Below are 25,660 nucleotides of genomic sequence, written 5' to 3'. Positions count from 1 at the left end.
CGGCCAGCGGCCGGCACTACCCTGGCTGTTCGCCCGCGTGCGAAGCTTCACGGATGCTGACCCTGCAACGCGGCAACCACCACGGACTGCTCATCGCCCCGCGCTGGCCCTCCACCCGCATCCAACTGGAAGAAGAGGTACTGCAACGCCTGCTCGACGCGCAGGCAATGCTGCCTGCCGGGCTGCGCCTGCTGCTCACTCGTGGCTTCGAACCCAGCCACAGCCGTCTCGGTGGCTTCCGCCGCGTGGTGCGACGGCTCGGCATTGCGGTGTTCCGCACCTGCTACCCGCAGCGCCGCGATGAGATCGATGCCATCTTCGGTGCCAACGGCCACGACATCGATGGCCGTCATATCGATGTCTCACTGGTACTGCACGGCAAGCGGCAGCGGCTGCTGCCGCTGGGCGTGTTCACCCCACCGCGCTGGCAGGATCATCGCGTCGCCCATCATGCCGAAGCGGTCGCGCGGGTGAAGCGCAGCCTGCAGCATTGCGGCTTCGAGCTGCATCACAACCCCACCGAGGCCCTGCAGATCCACTGCGACTATCGCCCGCGCTGACGCCGCGGTGGCCCATGCATGCTGCGCCTCATGCCATAGATGTAAATGATTCTCTTTTGCTGTAAGGTGCAGCCGCTGCCCTTGCCGCCGCGGGCTGTTCCCTTTCCCAGTTGTCGCCCGCCCCGTGTCCACGCCTGTCGAACCGACGGATGTCGCGCAGCTGTGCGCGGCCCATTACCGGCCGCTGCACGCCCATGTCCGCCGCAAACTCCCGCAACGCAGCGACGCTGATGACGTCGTCCAGGAAACCTGGCTGCGTGTCGTCAAAGTCGCCACCAGTGGCCTGCTGAGCAATGGCCGCGCCTATCTGTACCGCGTCGCCCACAACCTGATCGCCGATCACTACCGGCAACGCCAGCGCCGTCGCGAAGAGGTGCTGGATGACACGCAGTTGAATGCCATCGCCGATCCTGCGCCGCTGCCCGAGCAGCGACTGCTCGACGCCGAACAACTGCGCCACCTCGACGCGATCATCGCCGCGCTGCCGCCACGCTCGCGCCAGGTGTTCCTGCTGGCCCGTGTGGAACAGTTGGCGCTGGCCGAGATCGGGCGCCAGCTGGGGATCAGCCGGCAGACCGCGCACGGCCATCTGCTGCGCGCCCTGGTCGCATTGCAGCAGGTGCCGGGCGCATGAGCCAGGAGACCATTGCACGCGAAGCTGCACGCTGGTGGCTGGATGCGCACGACGGTGACCGCGATGAGAACGCGTTCGAGCAATGGTGCCGGGCCGATCCACGCCATGCGGCGCAGTACCTGCACCTGCAGGAGTTGTGGCAGGCCGGTGCGGCGACGCCCAGCCTGCAGCGGCAACAGCAGCGCAGGCAACGCCGTCGCCTGCGCGAAGCCGGCATTGCGGTTCTGTTGCTGTGCGCGCTGGGTCTCTACAGCCGCCATGCCTCGCCACCCGTGGCACAGGTACTGCGTACGGCCGCTGGCGAGATCCGCGAGGAAACTCTTCTGGATGGTTCGCATGTCCTGCTGTCACCTGGCAGCGAAGTGAAGGTGCGCATCGATGGGCAGCGCCGCCAGCTCCAGCTGCAGCGCGGCCAGGCCTGGTTCCAGGTCGCCGCCGATGCCGACCGGCCATTCCAGGTGCATACCCCACAGGGCACCGTCACTGCACTGGGGACCGCATTCGATCTTGCCGTGCAGGGCAACAGCAGTGTGGTCACCGTTACCGAGCATCGCGTGCGCGTGGACAGCGGCAACGTCAGCATGCTGGCCGACGACGGCGAGCAGCTGCGCTTCGATGGGCAGGCAACAGCCCATGCAACAACGGCTGCCCCCGGAACATTGGCCTGGCGCGAGCGGCGCCTGCACTGGGTCTCGGCCCCGCTGGCCGACGTCACGCAGGGCCTGGACCGCTGGCATGGCGGGCATACGTGGGTCGTCGGCGAGCAGCTGCGCCAGCAGCCGGTCACCCTGCTCGGCAGTGCCGACGGTGCAGCCAGCAATCGCGACCAGCTGGCCACGCAACTGCAGGTGCGCGTGCTGCGCCTCGGCGCGGGCATACAGGTGTGGCTGCCGCCACGCAGGGAGCAGCGTGATGGACCCTGACATCCGGCCTGCGACTGCGTCTACCCAGGATGACGACGTTCTGCGTCAGCCCCTGGAGCCCCCGATGCTGTGCCCCCGCCCCCTTGTCCTTGCCCTGTCGCTGGCCTGCACCAGCGCCCTTCCGCTGCTGCCCGGCAGTGCCCACGCACAGACCGCCACACGCACCTACGATCTGCCCGCCCAGCCGCTGGCGGCCGCGCTGGACGCCTACAGCCGGCTGACCGGTGTCGACCTGGTGATCGGCGCGGCGCTGCCTGCCGGTCATTCGGCCCCTGCTCTGCGCGGTGACTTCGACGATGCGCAGGCCCTGTCGCGCCTGCTGGCAGGCAGCGGCCTGCGACCGCGCTTCGTCGATGCGCGCCGCGCCGCCCTGGAACCGGCGCCGGCTGAACGCGCCGATGGCAGCCGTCGCACCGGCCCGCTGCGGGTGCAAGGCACTACCGCGCACGGCCAGGCACCGGGGGCCGGCGCCAGCCAATATGTACCGGCCACCCGCGATGGCTTTGCGCCCTCGGTCGGCAGCGAGCGCGTGGCGATGGCCGAACGCCAGGAAGGCAACAGCCTGCTGCGCTCGATGCCCGGCACCCACAGCTTCCATTCGCGCAGCCAGCCGGGCCTGCAGGTCAACATCCGCGGCATGACCGGTGCCGGCCGGGTCAACACCATGATCGACGGTGTCACCCAGACCTTCCGCAATAATGCCGGGCATGGTTCGGGCGGTCCGTTCGCCTATGTCGATCCCTTCCTGCTTGCAGGCGTGGACGTGCAGCGCGGTGCGGTCGCCGGTGGTGATGGCGCGGGCACACTGGCCGGCAGTGCCAACTTCCGCACCCTGGATATCGACGATCTGCTCGGTGAGGGCCGTGACTGGGGACTGCGCGCCGGCTATCGCCATGGCAACAATGGCTATGGCAGCGGCCGCACCTTCGCCGGTGCATGGCGCCACAGCGAAGAAGGTGGCGACCGCCAGTTCGGCCTGCTGGCCGCCGCCAGCAGCAGCCGCAGCAGCGAATACGCGACCGCGCGTGGGCAGAAGAACAACGCCGACCCCGGCAGCCAGCAGCCCAGCAGCTGGCTGCTGAAAGCACGCCTGCAGCCCAGCGACCAGCATCGGCTCGACCTGAGCCACATGCGTTACGAAAACGACTTCTACCACAACTACCCGTGGCAGATTTCCGCGCGCAACCAGCGCGCCAGCTACCACTACACGCCCTATTCGCCATGGATCGACCTGCGCGCGACCTTCGCGAGCAACAAGACCCGGCTGTTCTATCCGCCGGTGGAAGATTCAAGCTACATCGGCCGCCGCACCCACAGCAGCCTGAGCAGCTGGACCCTCGACAACACCAGTCGCTTCGACATCGGCGCACTGCAGGCGCGCTGGAACACCGGCATCAAGCACCAGTCGGACATCTATGTGGCCGATACGCCCATCCTGCGCGGTGCCAACCCGCAGGGTCGCAGCCAGCTGGACAGCGTGTTCAGCACGCTGGAACTGCAGTACGACATCTACGCGCTGACTGCCGGCCTGCGCCAGGACCGCTTCGGCATCCGTGGCCACATCCCGGTGTGCTCGGATGTACCCGGCCAATGCGCGGAGATCGATGGCGGCGACATCGACGTGCGGCGCAGCGAGCGCGCACTCAGCCCGAGCCTGGCGGTTTCACTGCAGGCCACTGACTGGCTGCAGCTGTTTGCCGAGGTCTCGCGCACATCACGGCCGCCGCGCGTGCAGGAGATGTTCTTCGAGAAGATCCCGCTGGAGGACGCCAGCGTCGCCGACGGCATCGGCGCCAATCCGTTCCTGCGCCGCGAGCGCTCGCGCAACCTGCAGTTCGGCGCCAACCTCAGCATCGACTCGCTGCTGGTCGACGGTGACCTGGCACAGCTGCGCATCACCCGCTTCGACAACCGCATCCGCGACTACATCAAGCCGCAGTACCTGCTGATCGTGCATCCGCCGGAAGTGGAACCGCTGGTGATGCCGATCGACAGCGATCCGCAGCTCAATGCCTGGACCGATGTGCTGGATGCAGACGACTTCACCGCCACGACCCGCTGGATGAACCATCCCGGCGTCGTGCGCATGCGCGGCATCGAGCTGGAGGCGCATTACGCCAGCGAGCACTACCACGCCACGCTCAGCTGGACCCGCTCGCGCACCAGCGCACCGGCCATCGAGTTCGTCAACCTGGAAGACATCACCGCCCTGCCGGACCGCTATTGGACCCTGGACGTAGGCGGCCGCTGGTGGCAGCAGCGCGTGCAGGCCGGCCTGCGCGCCGCGTACTCCGGGCCCACCGAGGAGGGCTACGACTTCTTCCAGACCCGCAAGACCGGCGGCACCGGCGTGCTGCTGGACTTCTACGCGAGCTTCAAGCCCCAGGCCAACACCACGCTGTGGCTGAACATCGAAAACCTGCAGAACAAGGCCTATGACAACAATGCCTCGATCGACAGCATCTTCAGCCCGATCCTGGACCGCGGCAACGGCCGCGGCCGTACCGTCGCGATGGGCGTCAATGTGGCGCTCTAGCCGTCACTGGCTGCCCGTATGCCTGCTCGCGCTGGCCGCGGTGGCTGGCGCGCAGCCGGTGCCCGGCACAGTGATCGACCTGGCCACTGGCCAGCACCTGGACGAAGCCGCATTCGTGACACGCACGGCGCACGCCCAGCGGCTGTTGCTGGGTGAACGCCATGATCTCGCCGGAGACCACGCCGCCCAGCGCTGGCTGCTGCAGGCCCTGCAGCGGCAGCGTCCGCAGGGTTCACTGGTGCTGGAAATGATCGCCAGCGAGCGCCAGCCACGCCTGCAGCGGGTGCAGCGCTGGCTGGCCAAGGGCCACCAGGCCGAAGGTGCACGCCTGCAGGAACTGCTCGACTGGGATACGCGCTGGCCGTGGGCCGCGTATGGCGGGCTGGTACGGGAGGCTGCCGATGCAGGCACGCCGTTGTTCGGCGGCAACCTGTCGCGTGCCGAGGTCAACGCGCTGCTGGCCTCGACCGAGGGCGTGCGGTTCCCGGTGGCCGCTGCCCGCCAGCGCCTGTCGGCGGTGGTGCTGGCCCAGCACGCAGACGCGGCACCGATGCTGGAAGGAATGCTGGCCGTGCAACAGGCCCGCGACACGCGCATGGCGCGGGTGCTGCTCGATGCGCCCGCGCCGGCGCTGCTGGTAGCAGGTCGCTGGCATGTACTGCGCGGTACCGGTGTACCGGGCTACCTGTCACCGGATACGCCTGCGCTGGTGATCGCATTGGCTTCGCCGGGTGAAACCGTCGATGCGGCAGATGCCGATCTGCTGTGGGTGCTGGACGATGAGTGAGCGTGGCCAACACTGGCAGGCGATCGCGATCACCGTCGTCCTGCATCTGCTGCCACTGCTGCTGTTGGTGCACTGGGTCGCGATGCCGCCGATGCTGCCGCCGCCGGAGCAGGACGTGCGCATCAGCCTGCGCCTGCTGGCACCGGCCACGCCGCCGCAACCGGTGGAGGAACGCCAGGCCGAGACCCCCAGCCAGGCGCAGCAGGCCCGCGCCTCGCAGCCCACGAAGTCGCCGCCGCCACCCAAGCCTACGGCGGCGCGCGAGGGAGAGCTGGCCGCCAGCGAAACGGGTGGGACGGGCCGGCAGCCACTGCCAGTCGCCCCGCCTGCGGCCGCGACCGATGCAAGTCCCGCACCGGCATCGATCACGGCCGCGCCGCCCGCTCCAGACGCGCCACCGGCAGACTTCCAGGCCGGCGCCGCCAGCGACCAGTGGGAAGCCCGCCTGATGGCGCGGCTGGAGCGTTACCGCTACTACCCTGCCACCGCGCGCTCGCGCCGGCAGCAGGGCACTGCGTGGGTCAGGGCCAGCATCGACCGCGAAGGTCGCCTGCTGGCGCTGCGGCTGGAGCAGTCCAGTGGCCAGCCGATGCTCGATGACGCCGCGCTGCAGACCTTCCGTCGCGCGCAGCCGCTGCCGCCCATTCCCGATGAACTGAAGGCACCGCAGGAGCTGGTGGTGCCGGTGGAGTACTACCTGCGCTAGGCGGCATAAGCCTCCGCCTCGATCTCGAACAGCATGCCGTCCAGCGCCAGCCGCGGCACCGGGATCAGCGTGCAGGTGGGCGCGGCGCGGTTCGGCCAGCGCCGCCGCACCTGATGGGCGATGATGCCCAGCCGGTCTTCGTCGTGGCCCACCACCAGGATGCGCAACCGCGCCACATCAGCCAGGCTTGCCTGCACCGAGCGCAGCGCGGTCTGCAGGTTGTCCAGCGCCTGCCCGACCTGGTCTTCGAAACTGGGCGAGAGACGGCCCTGGGCATCTTCACCGCCCTGCCCGGCGACATGGATCACCCGTGCTGGCAGGCGCACCACCGCCACGTGGGAGTAGCCATTCGCGGAAGGGTCGTAGAGGCCGGGAGGATTGGACAGCTCCAGCAGGCCATGGCTGAGGTCCGGTGTGGTCAGCAGGTTCATGCCGCGCGCCTCGTGGGGATTGCAGGCAGTCTGTGACCTCAACCCGGGTTGAGGTCAAACGGATCCGGTGCAACAGACCGGTCTGCCACGCGCAACGATCACGCCGATGTGTAGAGCCTAGCCCGTGCTCGGCTGCGCTGCGCGAATGGCGGCCCAGCATGGGCTCGGCTCTACCGTTCCCCGCTCACGTCCACGCCGGGTCTGCCGTGAAATCGATGGTCAGCCAGAACGTGCTGCCGCGCGCATCCAGCCGCACCGCGATCTCATCGCGCATCGCATCAACCTCGCCCACCGACCCCAGCGGCGTACCTGAGTCGGCCAGCACATGGATCTCGATGAAGCGCATCCGCCCCATCTTCGCCACGTGACTGGTAAAACCGGCATAACCGCGCTCGGCCACGAATGCCTGCATCACCTGCTGCACGCGCCGGTCCAGATCATCCGGCGCCACCTGCAGTACTTCACGCATGGCCTTCCACGCGCTGCGCGCCGGCACCGGCAGCACCGCCAGGCTGATCAACGCCAGCACGATCGAATCCAGGTACGGCACCCAGTGGTGCCATTCGCCCCCCTGCAGGGCCAGGGCCAGTACGAAGGCCAGTACCACCGCCAGGCTCATCAACCCACCCAGCAGCCAGCCACGCACGTCCAGCCACAACAGCGCCGAGCGCAGATGCCGCGCTCGTTGGGCGACAAACAGCGCCATCGCCAGGTTGCTGGCACTCAGCAGTGCCGCCCACCACAGCGCGGGCCCGAATTTCACTTCATGCCCGCCCGTGGTCAAGCCAATCACCGCGTTGGCCAGCGCATACACGCAGGCCAGCGACAGGATCACCCCACCGAGTGCCTCGACCATTGGCTCCAGGTGCCAGTAGCCGTACTGGAAGCGCGGGCTCTGCTCCCGCGCCACCAGCCGCAGCACCGACAACGACACCAGGGTCAGCGCGACGTCGACCAGGCTGTACACGCCATCGAACAGGATGGCCTGCGATCCCACCAGCAGGCCACCGCCGAAGCCGACCGTGCTCACCGCCAGGGTGACCCCGATGGAGAACTTCAGGATGCGTTGCTCGCGCGCGGTATCCATCGTCCGCCGAACGACCGACCGTTGCCGGTCAGGCCTTCAGCACCTCCACCTTGTACGAAACCGCATCACCCTCCTGTTCGATGATCAGCCCGTGCACGTCCGACTCGAAGCCCGGGAAACGAGCGTTCTGTTCGCGGGCGATGCGCAGCGACTGGATGATCGGCTCGTCACTGTCGCCAAAGCGCTCGCCCGGCATGATGGTCGGAATGCCCGGCGGGTACGGCACCAGCATGGTCGCGGCGACGCGGCCACTGAGCTGCTCGATGTCGACCCGCTCGATCTCGCCCTTGACCAGGTGGTTGTAGGCATCGGCCGGGGTCATCACCGGGGTCGGCAGATCCACGTACATCTCGCGCATCACCTTGGCCACCGCAAATTCCTGGTTGAACGCATGCAGTGCATCGCACAGGTCACGCAGGCCCCAGCCGGCGTAGGCATTGGGATAGTCGGCCGCCAGCGTCGGCAGTGCCTGGCTCAGCGGCGCGTTGCGGTCATACAGCTCCTTGAATGCCATCAGCTCGGTGACCAGCGTGCTCCACTTGCCCTTGGTGATGCCCATCGAGAACAGGAACAGCACCGAGTACAGGTTGGTCTTCTCCACGGTAATGCCGCGGCCCCACAGGAACTTGCTGAGCACCGCCGCCGGGATGCCCAGCTTGCCCATGCTGCCGTCCATCGCCAGGCCCGGGGTCAGCAGGGTCACCTTGATCGGGTCGATCAGCACGTAGTCATCGACCAGGTTCTCGAAGCCGTGCCAATGGGCATCCGGTTGCAGGTACCACTCCTCGCGTTTGGCCACCAGCGGCGCCGGCGTATCACCCTTGTCCAGGCTGCGCTCGACCTGGGTCGGCTGCCACACACTGAACCACCAGTCGTCGCGGCCCAGATCGTCACGGACGTGCAGCATCGCGCGGCGGAACGCGATCGCCTCGTCGTGCATCTCCTGCACCAGCGAACGGCCAGCCTCGCCTTCCATCATCTTCGAGGCCACGTCGCAGGCCGCGATCACCCCGTAGTGTGGGCTGGTCGAGGTGTGCATCATGAACGACTCGTTGAAGCGCTCGGCGTCCAGGTTGCGTTGCGCCGAGTTGCGCACATGGATCATCGAGGCCTGCGAGAACGCCGCCAGCAGCTTGTGGGTTGAATGCGTGGTGAAGATGATCGCATCCTGCTCACGGGGCTTGCCTTTGGCCATGCCGTAGTGGTTCTCGTAGAACGGATGGAACGCGGCGTAGGCGTACCAGGCTTCATCGAAGTGCAGGAAATCGACCGCGCTGCCGATCTCATCAGCGATCTTCTCGGCGTTGTAGCACAGGCCGTCATAGGTCGAGTTGGTGACCACTGCGATGCGTGGCTTGGAGCCGGCCTGGTAGGCCTGGCTGGCCAGCGGGTTGGCAGCAATGCGCTGCTGCAGCGACTCCGGCGTGAACTGGTCCAGGCTGATCGGGCCGATGATGCCGTGCGCGTTGCGGCTTGGGGTGAAGTACACCGGCACTGCACCGGTCATGATCAGCGCGTGCAGCAGCGACTTGTGGCAATTGCGATCTACGAACACCACGTCACCGCGCGCCACCGTGCCGTGCCAGACGATCTTGTTGGCTGTGGAGGTGCCATTGGTGACGAAGAAGGTATGGTCGGCGCCGAAGTTGCGTGCCGCTTCTTCCTCGGCATCCTTGATCGGGCCGGTGTGGTCGAGCAGCGAGCCCAGCTCCGGCACCGAGATCGACAGATCGCTGCGCAGGGTGTTCTCGCCGTAGAACTGGTGGAATGCACGCCCCACCGGCGACTTGGTGAACGCCACGCCACCGGCATGGCCCGGCGTATGCCAGGAATAGTTCGACTCGGCCGCATGATGGATCAGCGCCTTGAAGAACGGCGGCAGCAGGTTCTTCATGTAGTCTTCGGCTGCGCGCATCACCTGCCGCGAGATGAAGCTCTTGGTGTCTTCGAACAGGAAGATGAAGCCGTGGATGTACTTGAGCAGCTTGCTCGGCACCTTCTCGATGGTGCGGCGCTCGCCGTACAGGAACACCGGCAGGTTGGCGCGGCGCGCACTCTGCTCACGCAGGAAGGCAGTCAGGCGCTGGAACTCGCCATCCACCTCTTCGCTGCCATCGATCGAAATCAGCACTGCCGAGGCCGCCACGTAGGTGCGGGCACCGGCGCGCGCATCATCCAGGTTCAGGCCGCACAGCACGCGCTGGTCGTTGCTGCGCAGTTCTTCCACCAGGGCGCGGATCAGGATGCCGCCGATGCGCGGCGACTCGTAGTCGTTGTCGATGACAATGACCGGATAGTCCAGGGACTTGAAGTACACGTTGATTCTCCTTGTCGAACTCAGGAACGCTGGGCGCCGGCGCTGATGGCCGATGCCTCGCGGGCGCGCTGCCGCTGCTGGCGGCGCTCCTCGCTGAAGAAGGGATAGAACACGGTGATGAACAGCACGAACAGGAAGGCGTACTGCACGATGGTTCCCGACGAGCCGTAGATCGCCCACAGGCAGTACACAACGGTCAGGCTGGTCAGGGTCCAGAACGCACCGGTATGAACCAGGGTGTGCGAACGCTCGACCACGAAGTAGCAGGCCACGCACGAGTAGATGTAGGGCAGCAGGGTCAGTACCACGGCGGCCGACGTGATGACGTCGAACTGTGCCGACGCGGTTTCCGAGGTGGAGGTGACCAGCACCGCCAGGGTCATCAGCACCGCTACGATCAGCACGCCCTTGACCGGCACGTCATCCTTGTTGGTCTTGCTGAAGATGCTCGGGAACAGCCCGTCGTCGGACGCCGCCTTGGCGCTCTGTGCGGTCAGCAGGATCCAGCCGCCCAGCGAACCCGCCGCGCCGATGAAGGCGCACAGGCTGACCAGCGCACCGCCCCAGCCACCGACGGCCTTGGCCGCAGCCAGCGCGAACGGGGCATCGGAGGTCTGCAGTTCGCCGTTGGGCACCATGCCCATGATCACCGAGGAACTGGCGATGTAGGCGATGGCAGCCAGGAACACACCGGCCAGGGTGGCACGGGCCACGTTCTTTTCCGGGTTTTCCACCACGCCAGCGGTGACCGAAGCGGATTCAACGCCGATGAACGCCCACAGGGTCAGTGCCGCGGCGCTGGAGATCGCGCCGAAGTTCGACTCGCCGGACACGTTGTAGGCGCCCTTGAAGATATCGGCATCGAAGAAGAACCAGCCGAAGATGGCGATGCCCAGGATCGGGACCAGCGCAAAGCTGGTGGTGACCGTCTGCACGCGGCTGACGAAGGCCGGGCCGATCACATTGGCGAAGCTCAGCGCCCACACCAGCACCAGCACCGCGATGCAGCGCACCAGCGGCTCGGACAGGATCGGGAAGAAGTAGCTGAAGTAGCCGACCGCCGCAATCGGGATGGCGACGTTGCCGATCCAGTTGGCGAACCAGTAGATGGTGTTGGTCTGGAAGCCCATGTAGGGCCCGAACCAGTCGCGCGCATAGGCGTATGGACCGCCCGCCTTGGGCGCCAGCTTGCCCAGCTTGGCAAACACGAACGCCAGCAGCAGCGCACCGGCGGTGGTGATCAGCCAGCCCCAGATCGAGGCGGTACCGATCTTGGCCAGGCTGGAGGGCAGCAGGAACACACCGGAGCCCATCATGTTGCCGGCGACGAGGAAGGTGGCTCCGACCACCCCGATTTTCTTTGCTTCTGCCATGACAATCTCCTGTACTGGCATGAGCCCGGTGCGGCCGGGCGTGGGGACGGTTGCGCTGGCGTAACGCCGCTGGCGCTTACTTGATGAAGTTGTATTGCAGGCTGCCCTGCACCCGGACCGTGTCACCGCGCGCGCCGCCCTGCTGTTCCAGGCGCCCGTACAGCAGCTCCATGCCCATCGTCCACGACGGTGCCGGGCTCCAGATCAGGTTGAACACGCCGTAGCGACTCTGACGGAATGCGTCGGCCGCCAGTGCAGCATTCCGCTCCAGGGTCAGCTGGCCGACGATCAGGTTCGAACGCCACAGCTCGGACCAGTAATGGGTGTAGCCAACGAAACCACCGTGCAGGTCCAGCGCATCAAGGCGGCCATCGGCACCGACCACCGCGTCCAGCCCGGAGCCGGTCAGGTCAGCGGTGTAACGGCTCAGGCCGCGCCCACCGAGGGCACCGAACAGCAGCAGGTCGCGCTCGCCCACCGACGCCGATCCGCTCAGCTGCAGGCCACCGGCCATGCGCCGGTCACGCTCATCGTCACCGTCATACGCCAGGCTGCGTGCCACCGCGCCCAGTTGCAGGTGACCCCAGTCGCGCTCCATGCGCGCCGTCACCGTCACATCCGGCAGCCGGTTCACCGCCGCGCGCTCATCGCTGGCACCGGCAAGTTCAGTCTTCGGATCTTCGGCGGCAACAGTCAGGGTGTTGCCCTTGCCCATCGCAAAGCTGTGGTGGATGCCGGCCACCAGCAGATAGCCCGCACCACCCGGACCGGCGAAATCCAGCGTGTCAGGCAGGCTGTCCGGATCCATGAAGCTGGAATAGCCGTAGCCCGCGTAGGTATTGCCGAGCTGGCCATAGGCGTGGCGCAGGCGGAATTCATAACCATCACTGCTGCCGAAGAAGTCGTTCTCCAGGTAGAAGCGCAGGTTCCCGTGCGAGGTCGGGCGCCGCGCCTCGAAACTGAAGCGGGTCTGCTTGGCATGGATGTTGAAATTGGACACGTCACGATGACGGCCGCCCACTGGCATCGACGAAGGAATGAACTGATCTTCGTCGCCGGCTGCGCGCGAATCGGCGATGGCATCGAGCTTGGCGTAGCCGCCAATGCGGATCACCGTATCGGTGCCGGGAATGGCGAAGAACCCCTTCAGATCCGGGTCGGTTGGGCCGGCCGCACTGTCCGGTCGCGATGCCGCGGTGGAAGGATCGGCCACCGATTCACGCTGCGGCAGCACCGGTTGTGCCACGCCCGGCACCTGGGTGGGATGCAGCAGATGGGTAGCGCCTGCAGGTGCGGTCGCAGGCGCAGGGATCTGCGCGACGGCAGGCGCAACCGCGCCATTGCGCTGCTCAAGCCGATCCAGCCGCTGCTGCATGCCTTCCAGTACCTGACGCATGGCCGCGATCTCACGGCGCAGCGCCTGCGCGTCCTCCTTGTCATCAGCCTGTGCATATGCCGGCGTGATCGCCAATACGGTCAAGCAGGCCAGACTCAGTACCGCCACGCGCATTGCATCCTCCCTGGACGTCCATGTTCATCTCGCAGGCCGAACGCACGCATGCGCGGCTCCGGCCCCACGTTGCAGTTGCTGGAAATGCGGATACTGCGTCGACGGCGGCGGCCAGCCTGCGCACTGCAGGCGACAGGACGATGACGCTGCCCTGCCCGCACCGATGTCGACTCCATCAAGGCCGCGCTGCCAAAGAGGTGGCGACCGCAGCGGTCTGGGTAACAAGCACGGAGTGAGAATGTCGTGAATGGCTGTGCCGGCCGACCCTGATCAGGGCGTGGCGAGCGCGGCATCCGTCGCGCAGTGACGCTGTATTCCATGCGTCACAGGCTAATCCGCCTGTCGTTTTTGGCCTTGATTGGAATCAAGGCGTGATGCTTGATGTCAGTCACGATTCAGACGTGACGATGAACCAACGTTGCGCAGGCCTGCAACCGGAAGGCCCGCCACAGAATGCGACAGGCCCGCATGCTGCCATGCGGGCCTGTGCAATGTTTCATGAGGCTGGCGTCACTCAGCGCGGGCCAAGCACCGTCTGCAGATCGGCACCCTGCGGCAGGCCCGCACGACGCTGTACCTGGCCCTGTGCGTCCTGGAACAGAATGCCCGGCGTGCCCTGGAAGCCCATTTCGATCATCAGTACCTGATTGGCATCGAGCTTGCCAGCAATCTCGCGGCTGATGTTCGGCAGCGCCTTGATGCCACCGCGATCAAAATCGTGCTCGTTCTGCAGCAGCGCTGCACTCGGGTCACGGGCTGCGAGGATGGCCGCCGCTTTGGCCGGGCTGTCCTCGCGGATGACGCCGACCATGATGTGACGCAGCTGCACCTTGCCCGCATCGACCCACGGTCGTGCCGCTTCCCAGAACTTGTGGCAGTAGGGGCAGTTGGCATCGCTGAAGGTATAGACCACGCGCGGCGCATCGGCCTTGCCGTCACGTACCCAGGCGCTGGATTCCAGTTTGGTCCACATTTTGGCCGACATCGGCGAGGCCACCAGCTTCTCAACGGCCTCAGCGGCTACATCGTTGCCCTCCGCATCGAACAGGCTGCCGACCAGTACATGCTTGCCATCAGCAGTGACATAGGCCGCTGCCGGCTGCTGGCCGCCGACCACGCCGGCGAAACCTCGCAGGCCACCGGGGGCATCGAATTCGGCGACGACCTCGAACCCATGCTTCTCGATGCCCTTCAGCACCGCAGGGCGATCGCCCTTGTTGGCAGCGGCTGTGGCGCTCGCTGCCGGTGCCGCGGCGGTCTTGCCCGGCGGCGTCTGTGCCTGGCTGCAGGCGGCCAATGCCAGCAGGACCGGCAGCAACAGCACCGCCGGGGCGGTGCGCAGGGAAGTCGACAACATGGGAACTCCGTAGTGAGATGCCCGCGCAGGCTACCGCAGCCGGCGCAGTTTGTGTTCAAGACCAGCTGCCGTCAGTTCGCCGAGGTGCAGTTCACGCAGGCGCCCTTCGGCGTCGAAGAACAGGGTCGAGGGATAGGCCTGCACACCCAGCACCGTGGATGCCGCAGCGTCATCGTCCAGCAATACGTTGCCCAGCAGGAGCCGTTCGCGCGCAACGAAACCCTGGACCTCCTCAAGGGTTTCACCCTGGTTGAGGAACACGAACTGCACGTCCGCATGTGCCTGCTGTGCCGCTGCCAAGACCGGCATCTCGCGCCTGCAGGGACCACACCAGCTGGCCCACAGGTTCAGCACCAGTGGCTTGCCACGAAACTGCTGGAGATCCACTCTGCCCCCTTGCAGATCAGCAACCTGCAATACCGGCAAGGGCATCCGCCGCTCCTGCCAGGCGGACAACAGCTGACTGCCGCCCGCCCAGAGCAGCACACCTGCCAACGCCGCGCCCAGCACCGGGGGGCGCAACGCCCGCCATGGGCGCAACCGCCACAGTCCCCATGCCAATCCCGCAACCAGGACAACCGCGAGGTGGTAGCCACCATCGGCAATCTGCAGAATGCTCCACGGCGCCTCGCGATACAGCGCGAAGTTCAAGGCCACGAAGCTGATGCGACCACACAGCAGGCCCACCAGCAGCATGTCCAGAACCATGCTGGGTGCGGAAGGCAGCGGCATGCCGTCCTTCCTGCGTGGCCACAGACGCGCCACGGCCATCGCCAGCAGTACGCACACGAGAATCAATACCACCGGCATCGGCACCGGCCCAACGCTCGACATCAGACCACCTGTTCAATCGTCCACTGGCTGCATGGTCGAAGTGTCGCGCTCCGGTTGCAAGCCCGACGATGCTGCCCGCATCAGGCCGCGCTGCGCCCCAGTTGCATCACCGACGGCGATTGCAGCCCGCGCAGACTGCCCGCCACCGACGGCATCAAGGGCCGCTCGCGGCGCTTGCTGCTGACGTGACGCCGATAGTTCGCCGGCGTCATGCCAACGATGCGCAGGAACAACCGGCGAAACGCACTCTGATCGGCGTAGCCGACGCCCCAGGCCACCTCATCGATACCCGCTCCCTGCTGCAACAGGGTCTGCGCCTTGGCGATGCGCAGCCGTTGGCAGTACTCGATCGGCCGCAGGCCGGTGGCCTTGAGGAACCGCCGCTGCAGCGTGCGCGGCTCCAATTCGGAGACTTCGCAGATCGCGGCGAGGGTGGCGCCGCGTGCCGCCGTGGTGTGCAACCAGCGCTGTGCCTTCAATACATCACGATCGCCATGTGCGAAGTTGGCGCTGAAGCGTTCCAGATCCTGCTGGATCGTGGCGGGCACGGTGATGCCCAGCTGCTGCGCCACCGCACTGGCCACGCCCTGCCCATGCAGCCGGTACAACAGCCGCAGGCCCAGGAAGCGCCAGGCCTGGCCCCCGCCGACCGTCAGCAGGTCGCCGTCATCCACCAGCGCCCGCTCGCTCGGCACCCAGCTCGCGGCCTGCGCCTGTAGGCTTGGATGGCGCCCGAGATCGGGGCCACTGACCGTACGCCCGGCCAGCAATCCGGCCCGTGCCAGCACGCTGACGCCATCACTGGCGGCGGCCAGCAGGCTGCCACCGTCATAGTGCGCGCGCAGCCAGTCCAGCAGGACCTCATCCGCGCGCAGGCACGCGCCGGCACTGATCTGGCCGGGAACCGCAATCACAGCCGGGATGGCCGCATCGAGCATTTCCGCACCCGCAATACGGTGCACACCAGTCTGGCTGGCCGGCACGATCCAGCGGGTGACCAGCACCCGCTTGAACGGCCGGCGCTGCTGCTGGGCAAGGCGATTGGCAACGTGCGCCATTTCGGCCAGTACGGAGGCGGCAGACGGATCACCTCCCGGGTATTCAACCACCGCGATCTCGACGAATCCTTCGTTCCTGAATCCTTCCACAGACCACCTCCTCGGTTCGTTGCAGGCCATCGAACGGCCGGTTCAGGCGAAGGGTAGGAACTGGCCCATCGGCGGGGCTATGAAGAAAGTTGCAAAGTGCGCTGAATGCGCGCACCCGGTCCAAGCCTTGACTCTCGACCAGACTCCAGGCTTCACAATGGCCGGCAGCATCCGCAGGAATCCGCCATGAACATTGGACAACTGGCCCGCCAGGCGGGCGTGCCGATCGATACGGTGCGCTACTACGAACGACAGCAGCTGCTGCCGACCGCGGCCCGCTCGGCGGGTGGCTACCGCATCTTCGGCGAGCAGGATCTGCGCCGGCTGCGATTCATCCGCCGCGCCAAGGCGCTGGGCTTCAGCCTGGAAGAGATCGGCGAGCTGCTCGTACTGAGCGATCAGCACTCGCAGGACATGGGCAGCGTGCGCGACACCGCGCAGGCCCGCCTGCAGGACATCGCACAACGGATGGCCGAGCTGCAGCGCATGCACACCGCACTTTCGCAGCTGGTCGACGCCTGCCCCGGTCACGGCACGCTGGACCAGTGCCCGATCCTGGCGGCACTGACCGACAACGTTGCACAGGCGAAAGGCGACTGACATCGGCTTCGCAACGCACGTGAAGAAAAGTGCAACAAATGCTTGCCAACCCCCTGGGGCAAGGCTATTATTTCGCTCCTCAGCGACGTGGGGCCATAGCTCAGCTGGGAGAGCGCCTGCATGGCATGCAGGAGGTCAGCGGTTCGATCCCGCTTGGCTCCACCAATCTTTCGGCATTAGGCCGTCGAAAGGTCGCTAAAGAACATTGATGAGAATTGCGTCCCCATCGTCTAGAGGCCTAGGACATCACCCTTTCACGGTGGCGACCGGGGTTCGAATCCCCGTGGGGACGCCACTCATCACGAACAACGAGGACCCGGCCGATAACCGGGTCTTTTTTGTTCACCGCCTACCAGCATTCAGGTAGTGGCGTTGCGGTTCCCCTGCCCTCGTGGCCGCGGTTGAACCGGAACGAAAAAAGCTAAAAAAAAAGCTTCCACAAACGTGAACACGCAGGTATGATAGGCGGCTCGGTAACACGGGGCCATAGCTCAGCTGGGAGAGCGCCTGCATGGCATGCAGGAGGTCAGCGGTTCGATCCCGCTTGGCTCCACCACTTTCGACATTAGGCCGTCGAAGGTTCTACAACTTGAAGTTTTCGTGCGTCCCCATCGTCTAGAGGCCTAGGACATCACCCTTTCACGGTGGCGACCGGGGTTCGAATCCCCGTGGGGACGCCAGTTTCAAAACGGACTCTGCTCCCGGCAGATCATCCGGAGTTTCATTGGGGCCATAGCTCAGCTGGGAGAGCGCCTGCATGGCATGCAGGAGGTCAGCGGTTCGATCCCGCTTGGCTCCACCACTTCGACATTAGGCCGTCGAAGGTTCTACAACTTGAAGTTTTCGTGCGTCCCCATCGTCTAGAGGCCTAGGACATCACCCTTTCACGGTGGCGACCGGGGTTCGAATCCCCGTGGGGACGCCAATTCTTTAAAACCCCGGCTTCGGCCGGGGTTTTTCTTTGCCTGTGATTTCTGAAAAGGCCCGATCCAGCATGGATGGCCTCAGCCTGGACACACCTCAGAACCGGCGATACATCCCGATCGATGCAGGTGCGGTAGGTGCGAAACCAAACTGCGCGTACAGCCGGTGCGCTTCACCATCTGCCAGAAGGCTGACGTATGCCGACGGCGGCAGGTTTGCCTGCATCCAGCCCTCCAGGCGACGCATCACTTCCTTGCCCAGGCCCTGCCCCTGCAGGCGCGGCAACACGGCGATATCGCAGACCTGCAGGTGGCAGCCCCCATCGCCGACGATGCGCCCCATCGCCACCAGCTCGTTGCCCTGGTAGGCGCACACGCCATACAGGGTATTGGGCAGCGCGCGTGCCGCCGCCTCCTGGCTCTTGGCACTGAGGCCCGCCAGCACACGCAGCTGGCAATAGTCTTCGACCGTGGGCACGGCGTCGCGGAACTGGCAGGCGACGGAATCATTCATGCGCTTTCTCCCTGTAGGTCGGGCTATCCTGCCTCATCCATGTCGCAACTGCTGCGACCCGCGCCTGCAGAGTTCCCATGTGCTATTCCGCCCTGATCCGCGCCGACTACGCCAAGCTGGTGCGCGAGTTCGGCGCCATCCTGTCGCTGGAAGAATTCGCGGAGCTGTACGCGCACGATCCCGGCAAGAAGCGCCCCAGAACTCCCAAGGCCATGGATGACGGCTTCGCCGGTGCGCGCACCGAGCAGGGCCGCGACATCGTCGCGAAAATCCAGCAATGGCATGCGCAGGAGCGCCAGGATCTGGAAGCGGAGCTGGCCCGCCAGCGCGAGCGACGCGATATCGCCAACGCCACGCTGGCGACCCGCCCCACCCAGAAGGCACGCAACGACCTGCGCGTAGCCGGCAACCGCATCGATCGTGCGCAGGCCCGGCTGGAAGACCTGCACCGGGTGCAGCTGCTGCCGCGCGACAACCGCATTTTCCCTGGCACCTACGCACCGGTCATGGTCAGCGAGGGCGGCAAACGCGTGATCAAGCCGATGCGCTACCAGTGCCGGCTGCCGGACAAGCCGGTGCGCAACGACATCCTCTATCCCGGCACCTACAACGCGAGGCGCGACAGCCTGGAAGGCTATTGGCGCGGTGCGTTCGGGCTGCGCCACGGCGTGGTGGTGGTGCAGGCGTTCTATGAGCACGTACCGCGTCACGCCACCGCCGGCCCTACGCCGGGTGCCGATGAGAAGGAGCAGGACGTGGTGCTGGAGTTCCGGCCTGATCCCCCGCGCGATCTGCTGCTGGCCTGCCTGTGGGCGGAATGGGAAGGACCGGAAGGTCGCCTGCTGTCATTTGCCACCATCACCGACACGCCTCCGCACGACGTCGCTGCTGCGGGCCACGACCGCGGCGTCGTTCCCATCCGCAGGGAACACCTCGATGCCTGGCTCAATCCCGATCCGGATGATCTGGCGCGGCAGTACCGCATCCTCGACGACCGCGAAGAGATCCGCTACGTGTACGAAGAAGCCGGCTGAATACCGCGCACAGATGAAAAACCCCGCCTGGGCGGGGTTCATGGATCAGGGATTGCCGCCGCACATCGCCTCTTCGCAGAAGGCCTGTTCCTGCAGGCATTGTTCGACCTCACCACCCCGCGCGATGCAGCTCTTGTAGAGCTGGAAACAGGGCTGGCCGCACCACGCGGCAGAGGCCGTACCACCGAAGACCGCCATCGAAAGGACACCCGCAGCAACCATGCGCTTGATCCACTTCTTCATGCCACTCTCCTTGTAGGCCTGAGCATTCAGGCCCGGGCAGGATACGCCCACCGCTTCGGCATGCGCCAATCAGGCCCTGGCGCTGGCGCGGCCCACTGCGCGTACCAGTGCCTGGCTCAGGTCTGCCGAGAGATACGGCTTGACCAGCAGCACGCCGGCCAGCATCGGCCCGGGCAGCTGCTCGGCCAGCATGCCTGTGGCCAGCACGAACGGCACGCCACGCGCCGACAGCGCCGCGGCCACCGGCTCGCTGGTTTCATTGCGGGCCAGGCGGTAATCAAGCAGGGCAACGTCCGGGGTCGACGCCTCCAGCAGGCGCAGTGCCTCAGCGACGCTCGCGGCCAGACCCACCACCGTCGCACCGGCGTGCACCAGCTGCATCTGCAGCAGTGCGGCACTCATCTCGTCGTTCTCGACCACCAGCACCCTCAGGTCCTGCAACACTGTCATCGGCTACCACTCCTGGAGGCATTCAAGCCGCCGCAGTATAGCCACCACTGGGCCGAAGCCGACAGGACGCGCCCTGATCGGCCTCCCCACTATGAAAGCCGTGCCGACCTCGTTTACAATCGCACGCTGCCTGCCGGTGTGGCGGAATGGTATACGCAGCTGACTCAAAATCAGCCGGGGGTGACCCCATGAAGGTTCGAGTCCTTTCACCGGCACCAAAGACCCTTGCGGCATAAGGGTTTAAAAGAAAATGGCGTAATGGAGTCGTGAATCTTCCGGCTCCGCCTTTTTTCTTCATTCTCTCTCGCTACACACCGCCGCGCATCTGCTGCAGCCCCGCCCTCAACCGCGCCTTGCTGCGGATGTCCCTCGCTCGGGGTTTCGTCTCCGCCGGCGGCTTGCGCGGCTCCAGCGCTGCCTTGATCCGCTCGATCTCCTTCGCCCCAGCCTCAGCCAGGCGCCGGGCCTGTTGCTGCTGCTCGCGGGTCGGGGGTAGGCCCGGCAGAGGCGTGGCCGGCGCGATGAGCGTGCTGTCGGTCAGGGGGTCCACGGCCTCGCGCGGCGGCAGGCCCGGGTAGAGCCCCACCGCACACCAGTGCTCAGCCAAGCGCCTATTCTGGCGCACGCTATCAGCTGTCACGAACCGTCCCTGCTCGGCGTCCCTACCTTTGAGTGGACCGACTCCGGCCCACACTTAGAGGAAAAGGACGTTAGAAATGAACCGAGCGAACTGGTTTGTGGTCTCTCCCGAGGGTGCCAAAGCGGTTGGACAGCTCCATCACTTTGTGACCACCGGCACATCGTTGCCCTCAAAATTGATCCACCTGGTGTTCTTGCGCGTTTCTCAACTGAATGGATGCGCGCACTGCATAGACATCCACACACGCGATCTACTCAAGGAAGGCATGCCCTTCGACACAATCACCCTTCTGCCTGTTTGGCACGAAGCCTCGTACCTGTTCTCGGAGCAAGAGCGCGCCGCGTTGGCATGGTCTGAGGAAGTGACGCTTGTCAGCGAGACCCACGCATCTGACGAGGCGTATCAGGCCGTGGCCGCAGCCTTCAGCGAGAAGGACCTTGTCGATCTTACGCTCACCATCGCGGCAATGAACGCGATCAATCGGCTAGGCGTGAGCTTTAGGCTCAAGCCCCGTGCCAAGCCCGCTACCGAGTAACGACACCGGCGAGCGCTGGGCATTGGCCCAGCGCCGCGTCAGCGCCGCTTTGATCCGACTTTTGCCTCCCTCAACCGAGCCTTAGCGGGATCCGTCAGTCTGGGCTTGGTCTCCGCCGGCCGCCGGATCGGCTCCAGTGCCGCCATCACCCGGGCGAACGCGGCAGCAGCCGCCTCGTCCAGGGACTCGGGCTGGCGGTACTGATGATCGACATCGACCACTTCAAACGGCTCAATGACACCTACGGCCACCCGGAAGGCGATCGTCGCCTGCAGTCGGTGGCTGCCATCCTTGATGGCTGCCTGCAACGGGGTGACGATCTGCTGGCCCGCTATGGCGGCGAAGAGTTCATCGCCGCCCTGCCCTCGCCCGATGCCGCCCACGCCCTGGGCCTGGGCGAACGGCTGCGCGCTTCGGTCGAAGCCGCAGCCCTGCCCGCCCCTGAAGCCACCGTCACCATCAGCATCGGCGTGGCCTGGCAGGCACCGGGCGAAGACCGCGATCCGCGCGACCTGGTCGAACGCGCCGACCGAGCCCTGTATCGCGCCAAGCATGCCGGCCGCAACTGCGTACGCGGCGACACCGGCACCACGGAAGACTGGTCCGGGCGCCGCGTCTAGACCGCGTGCAGCGCCGCCGCTCCATGCCGATGCCCGGCCCCGCCCTGCACGCGGAAGCTGGCCACGGTCTGCAGCAGCTGCGCCGACTGTTCTTCCATGCTGCGCGCCGCCGCCGACGCCTCCTCGACCAGGGCCGCGTTCTGCTGGGTGCCCTGATCGATCAGGTCAACCGCATGATTCATCTGCTGGATGTCGTCGCTCTGCTGCTGCGAGGCAGTGCTGATTTCGGTCATCAGGTCACTGACCCGGCGCACGTTGATCACGATTTCATCCATGGTGCGGCCCGCGCTCTCAACCTGCGCCGTGCCGGCGCCCACATTGGCAACCGACTCATCGATCAGGTGCTTGATCTCCTTGGCTGCGCTGGCCGAACGCTGCGACAGCTCGCGGATCTCGGTTGCAACCACGGCGAAGCCACGGCCATGTTCACCGGCACGCGCAGCCTCCACCGCTGCGTTCAGCGCGAGAATGTTGGTCTGGAAGGCGATGCCGTCGATCACCCCGATGATGTCGACGATGCGCCGCGACGAGGCATTGATCACCGCCATCGTCTCGACCACCTCATGCACCACATTGCCGCCTCGCGCGGCGACGTCGGCCGCTCCACCGGCCAGCTGGCTGGCCTGGCGCGCGTTGGTGGCCGTGCGCTGCACGGTCTCGGCCAGTCCCTTCATCGACACGGCGGTTTCCTCCAGCGAGGCCGCCTGCTGCTCGGTGCGCTGCGAGAGGTCGCTGTTGCCCTGTGCGATTTCAGTCGCGCCGACTGCGATGGTGTCCGCAGCGAACTTGATCTGGCCGATGATGGCCGCCATCGCCTCGACCAGCGAATTCACGCCTTCGCACAGTTCGGCGATCGGTCCGTTCTTGTCGGTGGTGGCCACGCGCTGGGTCAGGTCGCCCTGCTTGGCGGCAGCCACCACCTCGCGGGTCTGCGCCACGGCGCGCTGCATGGCCTGGTTCTCATGCACCTGCACGGTGATGTCGGTAGCGTACTTGACGACCTTGAACGGCTTGCCGTTGAGGTCCAGGATCGGGTTGTAGGATGCCTGGATCCAGACCTCGCGCCCGCCCTTGCCCAGGCGCCGATACTGCCCGGCGTCATACTCGCCACGCCCGAGTTTCTCCCAGAACTGGCGATATTCGACGCTGCTGCGATGCTCGGGCTCGACAAACAACGAATGGTGCTGCCCGCGCACCTCGTCCAGGCTGTAGCCGGTGGCGGCCAGGAAATTGTCATTGGCCGACAGGATGCGGCCATCCATGCTGAACTCGATCACCGCCTGCGACTTGGCGATCGCGGCCAGTTGCCCCGCCGAGTCGGCCGCCTGCAGCTTCTGCGCGGTGATGTCGGTCGCGAACTTGACCACCTTGTACGGCCGCCCCTGGCGGTCCAGCACCGGGTTGTACGAGGCCTGGATCCAGATCTCGCGCTGGCCCTTGCCGAAGCGGCGGTACTGTCCGGCGTCATATTCGCCGCGCCCCAAGCGCGCCCAGAAGTCGCGGTATTCAGCGCTGCGCGCCTGCTCGGGGTCGACGAACAGGGAATGATGCACGCCCTGGATCTCCTCCAGCCGGTAGCCCATCGCCTGCAGGAAATTGTCATTGGCCTGCAGGATGGTGCCGTCGAGCGCGAACTCGATGACGGCCTGCACGCGATGCAGCGCGGCCACCTGCGCTTCCAGCTCGGTGCGGTCGGTCACCGCCTTCTCTGTGCGGGTGCGTTGCTGTGGCGCCAGTACGCCAAGCAGCGCACGCCACGGCGACCAACGGGTATGCAGCTCGGCCGGCGCCTGCGCGCCCGCCGTGAAGCCTGGAATGAGCATTGTCTGATCCTCGGTGTCCGGTAAGCGGTTGTGACCCGACGGGCGGGATGCCCGGCGGCAACATCAGTTGCCAGGGACTACAGGTGCCAACCGGCACCTCTCGAGCGACTGCCAAGAGCGTCTGCTGCGGGTGCGATCGGCATCTGGAAGCGGCGGAACACACTGCGCGGACCGCCCATCGGGGGCAGTCCCGGGTCCTGCGGCGGGTGACTGGAGCGGGATCCAGAGGGAGTATCGGCGATGCCGTCGGCCGCTTTAGCGGGATTCCGCGACGTCCGTCGCAACTCCATGCATTGCAGCCGGAATGCGGTAGACGATTGCTGTGTACTTCACGCCCCGCTCACGTGCCACCGCCTGCCCACCGAGGGACTCAGCCAGTGAACGGCTGGACCGGTTCCGTTCCGCCACCGGGTAGCGGAACGCCGCACAGCGCAGGCGCTCGGAGGCCGCCGACCACACCGCCGCCACTGCTTCGCGGCCATAGCCGTGCCCATGCATCACTTCTGCGATCCAGATGCCCAGCTCGGGTTCTGCTTCCCCGGCTCGATGCAGGCCTGCCAAGCCAAGGAATACATCATCCTCGCGCCTGCGGATCACGAACGTGATGTCGGTCCCGTCGGCAATGGTGGGTAGCCACGTCTGCCAGACCGCAGCAAACGCCGCCTCCGACGGAGGCGGCTCGAAGGCCATGTAGCGGGTCAGCCCGGGTGTGATTCCCGCAAATGCCTCGTCGGCGTCACCGGGCGTGAATGGCCGGAGGTGCAGCCGCGGACTGTCGATGGTCCAGTCGTCGGATGTCATGTTCTGCATTGCCTGAGCGCTGAGTACAGCATCGCTCAGCAGAAGGATGCAGCTCAAGGCAGAAAGGTTTACATGACCAATGCGGGATTCCCCAGCCGGAGAAAATGACCAGCATGAAGGTCCCGCAGGACGCTTATCGACATGGAGATCGCATGTTCCCTCGCTTTGCCAGCCTTCTCTTCCTGGCCGTGTGCAGCAGCAGCGCGCTGGCCAACGACACCGCCTATCGACCGGCGTTCCACCCGGACCAGCTGAAGGGACCGCCCGCAGGACGCCCGAACGAAGTACTGGTACTGGGCAGCCCGCACCTGTCCAGCCTGCCGGAGACCTTCACGCCGACGATGCTGGAACCTCTGCTGCAGCGCCTGGAAGCCTGGCGGCCCACCGCGATCGCAGTGGAGAACCTGTCCGGCCTGCAGTGTGACTTCATGCGCCGCAATCCAGCCCGATACGCGGAGAGCGTAGCGGACTACTGCGTCGATCCGGCCCCGGCGCAGGCCGCTACCGGCCTGGACGTGCCCAGTGCCAACGTGGAGATGGAACGCCTGCTTGCGGAATGGCCGAAGGCGCCAACCGCTGCCCAGCGACGCCGATTGGCCGCAGTCTTCCTGGCCGCGGGCGAAAGCAGCTCGGCAGTCGTCCAATGGCTGCGGCTGCCCAGGGAAGAGCGACGTGCTTCGGACAGCCTGACGCCGGAGCTGGTGCGGTTCCTCGACACGCGCATGACCCGCCGCAACGAGGCCGGCCTGGTGGCCGGCGTCCTTGCCGCACGCCTGGGACTGGAGCGCCTGTGGTCGGTCGACGACCACACTGCGGATTCGCCAACACCGGAATCGCAGCAGAAGGCCTACGCTGCCGCCATACGCGGTGCCTGGGACAATTCCTTCGTCAAAGCGCGCAGGGCGGCCGATGAACGGCTCGAAGCCAATCTTGACCAAGCGGATGGGTTGCTCGCGATGTATCGCGCCTACAACGCACCCGAGGCCGTGATGGCGGCCTTCAACAGCGATTTCGGCGCGACGCTCGTCGAACCCTCGCCGGAAGGCTTCGGCCGCAACTACGTGGGCTACTGGGAAACCCGCAACCTGCGCATGGTCGCCAACATGCGCGACATACTGGGCCAGCATCCAGGCACTCGCATGCTGACCATCGTCGGTGCCTCGCACAAGGGCTACTACGAGGCTTACCTCAACCTGATGCACGACGTGCAGCTGGTCAGTTCGGATGAAGTTCTGCGCTGACGCAACATGACATGGGGGATGCGGTGACCATCC

Annotated in this window: 24 protein-coding genes, 7 tRNA genes and 1 pseudogene; 18 read left to right on the top strand and 14 right to left on the bottom strand. The window is 66.0% G+C overall.

Annotated features, from left to right (window positions below; all coding sequences use genetic code 11):
• Nucleotides 1-53 precede the first annotated feature (53 nt).
• The 6 genes from N5D20_RS16600 (at nt 54) to N5D20_RS16575 (ending at nt 6,146) form a co-directional block, all read left to right on the top strand.
• On the top strand, nt 54-560 hold the full coding sequence (locus tag N5D20_RS16600) for a hypothetical protein (protein WP_279914285.1): 507 nt from the start codon (nt 54-56) through the stop codon (nt 558-560).
• A 124-nt stretch (nt 561-684) separates the two neighbouring features.
• Nucleotides 685-1,194, top strand: a complete 510-nt coding sequence (locus tag N5D20_RS16595; RefSeq protein ID WP_043402056.1) for an RNA polymerase sigma factor — start codon at nt 685-687, stop codon at nt 1,192-1,194.
• The gene (locus N5D20_RS16590) at nt 1,191-2,117 is read left to right on the top strand and encodes a FecR domain-containing protein (RefSeq protein WP_279914286.1); all 927 of its coding nucleotides are present in this window, start codon (nt 1,191-1,193) and stop codon (nt 2,115-2,117) included. Before N5D20_RS16595 ends, N5D20_RS16590 begins: the two co-directional genes overlap by 4 nt.
• Before the next feature lie 64 nt (nt 2,118-2,181).
• Entirely contained in the window at nt 2,182-4,653 is a 2,472-nt protein-coding gene (locus N5D20_RS16585; protein WP_279914287.1) for a TonB-dependent receptor, read from the top strand.
• Entirely contained in the window at nt 4,640-5,440 is an 801-nt protein-coding gene (locus N5D20_RS16580) for a ChaN family lipoprotein (RefSeq protein ID WP_279914288.1), read from the top strand. The genes N5D20_RS16585 and N5D20_RS16580 overlap by 14 nt, the downstream gene beginning before the upstream one ends.
• Nucleotides 5,433-6,146, top strand: coding sequence for an energy transducer TonB (locus N5D20_RS16575; RefSeq protein ID WP_224328270.1), 714 nt, complete (start codon nt 5,433-5,435; stop codon nt 6,144-6,146). The genes N5D20_RS16580 and N5D20_RS16575 overlap by 8 nt, the downstream gene beginning before the upstream one ends.
• On the opposite strand, the gene N5D20_RS16570 is transcribed toward N5D20_RS16575, so the two are convergent.
• The 8 genes from N5D20_RS16570 to N5D20_RS16535 form a co-directional block, all read right to left on the bottom strand.
• Complete coding sequence (locus N5D20_RS16570) at nt 6,143-6,577, bottom strand: Rid family hydrolase (RefSeq protein ID WP_126560373.1); 435 nt, start codon at nt 6,575-6,577, stop codon at nt 6,143-6,145. The genes N5D20_RS16575 and N5D20_RS16570 overlap by 4 nt on opposite strands.
• A 184-nt stretch (nt 6,578-6,761) precedes the next feature.
• Complete coding sequence (locus N5D20_RS16565) at nt 6,762-7,664, bottom strand: cation diffusion facilitator family transporter (protein WP_279914289.1); 903 nt, start codon at nt 7,662-7,664, stop codon at nt 6,762-6,764.
• Between the two features lie 28 nt (nt 7,665-7,692).
• On the bottom strand, nt 7,693-9,981 hold the full coding sequence (locus tag N5D20_RS16560) for an Orn/Lys/Arg decarboxylase N-terminal domain-containing protein (protein ID WP_043402035.1): 2,289 nt from the start codon (nt 9,979-9,981) through the stop codon (nt 7,693-7,695).
• 20 nt (nt 9,982-10,001) lie between these two features.
• A complete protein-coding gene (gene adiC, locus N5D20_RS16555) occupies nt 10,002-11,354 on the bottom strand; it encodes an arginine/agmatine antiporter (RefSeq protein WP_049481955.1) in 1,353 nt (450 codons plus the stop codon).
• A 76-nt stretch (nt 11,355-11,430) separates the two neighbouring features.
• Complete coding sequence (locus N5D20_RS16550) at nt 11,431-12,864, bottom strand: DcaP family trimeric outer membrane transporter (RefSeq protein ID WP_049454651.1); 1,434 nt, start codon at nt 12,862-12,864, stop codon at nt 11,431-11,433.
• Nucleotides 12,865-13,378: 514 nt separating this feature from the next.
• A complete protein-coding gene (gene dsbG / locus N5D20_RS16545) occupies nt 13,379-14,221 on the bottom strand; it encodes a thiol:disulfide interchange protein DsbG (protein WP_010484982.1) in 843 nt (280 codons plus the stop codon).
• 30 nt (nt 14,222-14,251) lie between these two features.
• Nucleotides 14,252-15,055: a TlpA disulfide reductase family protein gene (locus tag N5D20_RS16540; RefSeq protein ID WP_279914291.1), complete on the bottom strand. Its 804-nt coding sequence runs from the start codon at nt 15,053-15,055 to the stop codon at nt 14,252-14,254.
• 80 nt (nt 15,056-15,135) lie between these two features.
• Nucleotides 15,136-16,203, bottom strand: a complete 1,068-nt coding sequence (locus tag N5D20_RS16535) for a helix-turn-helix domain-containing protein (protein WP_279914292.1) — start codon at nt 16,201-16,203, stop codon at nt 15,136-15,138.
• A 186-nt stretch (nt 16,204-16,389) separates the two neighbouring features.
• On the opposite strand from N5D20_RS16535, the gene N5D20_RS16530 reads away from it, so the two are divergent.
• The 7 genes from N5D20_RS16530 to N5D20_RS16500 all read left to right on the top strand — a co-directional run bounded on the left by N5D20_RS16530 (nt 16,390) and on the right by N5D20_RS16500 (nt 17,728).
• Entirely contained in the window at nt 16,390-16,803 is a 414-nt protein-coding gene (locus tag N5D20_RS16530) for a heavy metal-responsive transcriptional regulator (protein ID WP_010484978.1), read from the top strand.
• Between the two features lie 89 nt (nt 16,804-16,892).
• Nucleotides 16,893-16,968 (top strand) — tRNA-Ala (locus tag N5D20_RS16525).
• Nucleotides 16,969-17,022: 54 nt separating this feature from the next.
• Nucleotides 17,023-17,098 (top strand) — tRNA-Glu (locus N5D20_RS16520).
• A 185-nt stretch (nt 17,099-17,283) separates the two neighbouring features.
• A tRNA-Ala gene (locus N5D20_RS16515) sits at nt 17,284-17,359 on the top strand.
• 48 nt (nt 17,360-17,407) lie between these two features.
• Nucleotides 17,408-17,483: transfer RNA gene (locus N5D20_RS16510), tRNA-Glu, on the top strand.
• Between the two features lie 46 nt (nt 17,484-17,529).
• Nucleotides 17,530-17,605: transfer RNA gene (locus N5D20_RS16505), tRNA-Ala, on the top strand.
• Between the two features lie 47 nt (nt 17,606-17,652).
• Nucleotides 17,653-17,728, top strand: a tRNA-Glu gene (locus N5D20_RS16500).
• Nucleotides 17,729-17,823: 95 nt separating this feature from the next.
• Here N5D20_RS16500 and N5D20_RS16495 read toward each other — a convergent pair.
• On the bottom strand, nt 17,824-18,240 hold the full coding sequence (locus N5D20_RS16495; protein WP_010484960.1) for a GNAT family N-acetyltransferase: 417 nt from the start codon (nt 18,238-18,240) through the stop codon (nt 17,824-17,826).
• Between the two features lie 77 nt (nt 18,241-18,317).
• On the opposite strand from N5D20_RS16495, the gene N5D20_RS16490 reads away from it, so the two are divergent.
• Entirely contained in the window at nt 18,318-19,274 is a 957-nt protein-coding gene (locus tag N5D20_RS16490; RefSeq protein ID WP_057504128.1) for an SOS response-associated peptidase family protein, read from the top strand.
• A 45-nt stretch (nt 19,275-19,319) separates the two neighbouring features.
• On the opposite strand, the gene N5D20_RS16485 is transcribed toward N5D20_RS16490, so the two are convergent.
• Together N5D20_RS16485 and N5D20_RS16480 are read right to left on the bottom strand one after the other, a co-directional pair.
• On the bottom strand, nt 19,320-19,517 hold the full coding sequence (locus N5D20_RS16485) for a hypothetical protein (protein ID WP_010484956.1): 198 nt from the start codon (nt 19,515-19,517) through the stop codon (nt 19,320-19,322).
• A gap of 69 nt (nt 19,518-19,586) precedes the next feature.
• Nucleotides 19,587-19,967, bottom strand: coding sequence for a response regulator (locus N5D20_RS16480; RefSeq protein WP_019336514.1), 381 nt, complete (start codon nt 19,965-19,967; stop codon nt 19,587-19,589).
• 132 nt (nt 19,968-20,099) lie between these two features.
• Between N5D20_RS16480 and N5D20_RS16475 the strand changes: the two genes are divergently transcribed.
• Nucleotides 20,100-20,185 (top strand) — tRNA-Leu (locus N5D20_RS16475).
• A gap of 89 nt (nt 20,186-20,274) precedes the next feature.
• Here the strand turns inward: N5D20_RS16475 and N5D20_RS16470 are convergent.
• A complete protein-coding gene (locus N5D20_RS16470; RefSeq protein ID WP_043403086.1) occupies nt 20,275-20,607 on the bottom strand; it encodes a hypothetical protein in 333 nt (110 codons plus the stop codon).
• Nucleotides 20,608-20,683: 76 nt separating this feature from the next.
• On the opposite strand from N5D20_RS16470, the gene N5D20_RS16465 reads away from it, so the two are divergent.
• Both N5D20_RS16465 and N5D20_RS16460 read left to right on the top strand, forming a co-directional pair.
• The gene (locus N5D20_RS16465) at nt 20,684-21,142 is read left to right on the top strand and encodes a carboxymuconolactone decarboxylase family protein (protein ID WP_019336516.1); all 459 of its coding nucleotides are present in this window, start codon (nt 20,684-20,686) and stop codon (nt 21,140-21,142) included.
• A 179-nt stretch (nt 21,143-21,321) separates the two neighbouring features.
• A pseudogene (locus N5D20_RS16460) lies at nt 21,322-21,762 on the top strand (GGDEF domain-containing protein); the annotation flags it as partial.
• Here N5D20_RS16460 and N5D20_RS16455 read toward each other — a convergent pair.
• Both N5D20_RS16455 and N5D20_RS16450 read right to left on the bottom strand, forming a co-directional pair.
• Complete coding sequence (locus N5D20_RS16455) at nt 21,759-23,585, bottom strand: methyl-accepting chemotaxis protein (RefSeq protein ID WP_279914293.1); 1,827 nt, start codon at nt 23,583-23,585, stop codon at nt 21,759-21,761. The pseudogene N5D20_RS16460 and the gene N5D20_RS16455 overlap by 4 nt on opposite strands.
• 255 nt (nt 23,586-23,840) lie before the next feature.
• Nucleotides 23,841-24,386 carry a GNAT family N-acetyltransferase gene (locus N5D20_RS16450; RefSeq protein ID WP_043403106.1) on the bottom strand — a complete coding sequence of 182 codons (546 nt, stop codon included), beginning with the start codon at nt 24,384-24,386 and terminating at the stop codon, nt 23,841-23,843.
• A gap of 152 nt (nt 24,387-24,538) precedes the next feature.
• Here N5D20_RS16450 and N5D20_RS16445 point away from each other — a divergent pair, with 152 nt between their 5' ends.
• Nucleotides 24,539-25,627 (top strand): DUF5694 domain-containing protein, encoded by a 1,089-nt coding sequence (locus N5D20_RS16445; RefSeq protein ID WP_159360312.1) that lies wholly within the window; start codon nt 24,539-24,541, stop codon nt 25,625-25,627.
• The last annotated feature ends 33 nt before the right edge of the window (nt 25,628-25,660 follow it).

Source organism: Stenotrophomonas sp. GD03877 (assembly GCF_029840555.1).
In the GTDB taxonomy this organism is placed as follows: Bacteria; Pseudomonadota; Gammaproteobacteria; order Xanthomonadales; family Xanthomonadaceae; genus Stenotrophomonas; species Stenotrophomonas geniculata.
This window is presented reverse-complemented; position numbering and strand designations above follow the sequence as displayed.